Genomic DNA, 3,041 nt, shown 5'->3' with positions numbered 1-3,041 from the left:
GTAGAAGGCGACTCAACTCGCCGCAGTCGGTTTGCCGTCTTCACCAACAGCAACGTAGCGAAATACTCCCTCGGTCACCTTATGCGGCGCATCGCCGGTGCGAACCCGCGCCCAGACTTCGATCCTGACGGCGATCGAGGTGTCGCCCTCGTGCTCCAGTTCACAGAACACGCTGACGTCGTCACCAACCGAGACGGGCTTGAGGAACTCGACGGCATCGATCCGCACCGTGACCACGCGCTTGCCGGAATGGGCAGCCGCGAAGGTGCCACCCGCCAGGTCCATCTGCGACAGAGTCCAGCCGCCGAAGATGTCGCCGCTGGCATTCGCATCGCGGGGTAGGGCGACAGTGCGCAAATGCGCTCCTCCATCTGGCCGTGGCATGTTGTTGCTCATGGGATGGGGCTCCTGATGCAGATGAGGGAGGTGCTACACGTCGCCAAGCGCGCGGTGGATTTGTTGCTCTTCCAGGTCAAGCTCCTCGCCAAGCGCCCGATGCGCTTCCGCATCGATCTGGTCGGTCTGCTCCATCAGCTTCCCGCGCGCCGCCTCGATGGCAACGAGGCGCAGACGCTGCTGGGCGATGAGCTGGTCGGTCTTGTTTTCGACGTCCTGCCCCTCGATACTCGCCCGCTCAGCCCGCACCTTGTACTCCTCGACCAGCTCGGCCGCGGCCTCGCCGTGCTCGGACGCATCGCTGTCGAGATGTTCCTGCACCGCATCTAACGATGCTGCGGCGAGTTCGGCGCGGGCCTTGGCGGTGTCGGGTTCAGGCAATGTCGTTTCTTCCTGCTCCAGCGCGAGACGACGGATGACCCAGCCCAAGGTCGTACCTTGCAGGACCAGCGTCGCGAAGATCGCACAGAACGCCAGGAAGACGATGATGTCTCGGCCCGGAAAACGAGCCGGCAACGCCAACGCCGTTGCCAGGCTGACCACACCGCGCATGCCGGCCCAGGACAGAGCGGTTGGATAGCTCCACGGCGGCAGAGGGTCCGCTTCCCGCGTCGTACGAGACAGGACGCGGGGCAGCCAGGTCGCGGGGAATATCCAGATAAAGCGGCTGACGATCAGCGTCGCTGATACCGCCAGCGCAATCAGGCTAAGGCTCTTCGCATCATAGCCTTCGAGCCGCTCGACGATGCCACGCAGTTGAAGGCCGATGAGCATGAACACGAGCGCGGTGAGCAGGAACTCGACGAACCCCCACACCGTAGACATGCCGAGCCGCGTCTCGCCGGTGAAGGCCGCATGCTGGCGGCGGCCGAGCACCAGTCCGCAGGCAACCGCTGCAAGCACGCCCGAAACGTGGACCTGCTCGGCGAGGAAGTAGGCAAAGAACCCCGCTAGTAGGCTCACGGTGATGTCGAGCAGCGTGTCTTCCAGATGGACGAAGATCCACATGGCTGCCCGGCCCACCAGCCAGCCCGCCAACGTGCCGCCGATCGCGGCCGTGAAGAACTGGAACACACCTTCGCCGAGGCTGAACGTACCCGCCAGCGTGGCTGCGACCGCGCAACGATAGAGGACAAGAGAGGAAGCGTCGTTGATAAGGCTTTCGCCCTCCAGCACCGTGACGATGCGCTTGGGCAGCTTCACCTGCTTGAGGACTGCCGCCGCGGCAACCGCATCCGGCGGAGCCACGATCGCACCCAGCGTGATCGCCGCCCACCAGGGCAGCCCGGGTACCAGCAGCTTGACGACGATTGCCACCGCGGCAGCAGTAAAGAACACCGCGCCCAGCGCCAGCGACAGGATGGGGCGTAGGTTGAAACGGAACGCCGGCCAGTCGGTGCGGTAGGCGCTGGCCTGAAGCAGGGGTGGTAGGAAAAGTGCCAGCACCAATTCCGGGTCGAGTTCGACGGTACCGATGCCGGGGACGAAGGCCAGCCCGATCCCGCCGAGTACCAGGGCGACTGCAAGGGGAACACGCAGCCGCTGCGCGACATAGGCAAGCACCACCGAGGCGGCGACCAGTACGAGCAGTAGCTCGAACGTATGCATAAACCGGCACTTTCGGAAGGGAGACAGCCGGTTAGTGGCAGGTATGAAAGCCCAACCCAATCAGTAGATTGTCCGTTCCTCGATTCTTGTCACTGAATTAGCGCGTGAGGCAGCCCCAACGAATGCGCTGCCGGCTTTCGCTACGCTCGGGCGGCGAGAGTGGGATGTCGGTGGTGGGGACTGTTGCTCGGATCCGGCGTGCGTATGCCAGGGAAGCCGATCAAGACGGCGAGGCTGCGGCCAGGTGGCTCGACCTTGTCCATCTGACGCCAGGCCATTCTCGCGAAAATGCTAATTTTCGCGACAGCAGGACGGGCCGTTGCTTTGTGACCGTCGATGATGACCGGCGCGGCTTGTCAGTGCTACATGTCATCCGCCCAAGTGTCGTAAAACACCCGTTTGTCGCACAGTCGTGTTTACGACCGGGTTTTCCACACATCAGACCGCCGAACGGCAATAATTGCTGGTAACCGGCCCGACCGCTTTTGGGGAGGAACGTTCGATAGCTGCCAAGAATGGCGTTGTTGGCCTCTCTACCCCCTGTAGATAGAGCCTCACTTTGCTAGGTAGGAACCCGGAAAGAACATACCGATGTCAAACCATAACTCGCGAGGCTTTCCCGCCGCGTCGACGCAGTTCAGGACATCATAGTAGCCACCCGTAGTAACGAGCGATTGACTCATTGGCCGAAGTTTCATCTTTTTGGCAATCTTGTATTCTTCGGCTACTTCCCTTACTTTGATTGCTGTTACCTGTGGTAACCCATCTGAAATTGGCATAACCTCTGGAACGCTTATCGGGTTACTACTGGTTTGAGCATAGGCTGAGGTCGATGCTGCTAGAAGCATAGCCAAGGCGATTCGCATATTTTTCTCCTTATGAGGCCCTGTGCATTATCCGGACATAGATACACGGTAAGCTCAACTTTCAAATAAGACTTACCTTCTAGCCCGCGACTGAAGGGTTATGCGAAAGCCTTGACGCTGCCAAAAATGCAACAGGGCCGTTATCACTTCCAAGGGGGGCCGGTTATGGAA

General features: G+C 60.9%; 3 protein-coding genes. All 3 read right to left on the bottom strand.

The genetic code is table 11. The annotated features are described in order from the left end of the window. Positions 1-12 precede the first annotated feature (12 nt). Entirely contained in the window at positions 13-396 is a 384-nt protein-coding gene (locus sphst_RS14220) for an acyl-CoA thioesterase (RefSeq protein ID WP_031394095.1), read from the bottom strand. A 33-nt stretch (positions 397-429) separates the two neighbouring features. Beyond that, positions 430-2,004 (bottom strand): Na+/H+ antiporter, encoded by a 1,575-nt coding sequence (locus tag sphst_RS14215; RefSeq protein WP_031394094.1) that lies wholly within the window; start codon positions 2,002-2,004, stop codon positions 430-432. A 554-nt stretch (positions 2,005-2,558) separates the two neighbouring features. Further along, positions 2,559-2,870, bottom strand: a complete 312-nt coding sequence (locus tag sphst_RS20685) for a hypothetical protein (RefSeq protein WP_159043647.1) — start codon at positions 2,868-2,870, stop codon at positions 2,559-2,561. Positions 2,871-3,041 lie beyond the last annotated feature (171 nt).

The sequence above is a fragment of the Sphingomonas sp. STIS6.2 genome, assembly GCF_000732685.2.
Taxonomy (GTDB): domain Bacteria; phylum Pseudomonadota; class Alphaproteobacteria; order Sphingomonadales; family Sphingomonadaceae; genus Sphingomonas; species Sphingomonas aerolata.
This window is presented reverse-complemented; position numbering and strand designations above follow the sequence as displayed.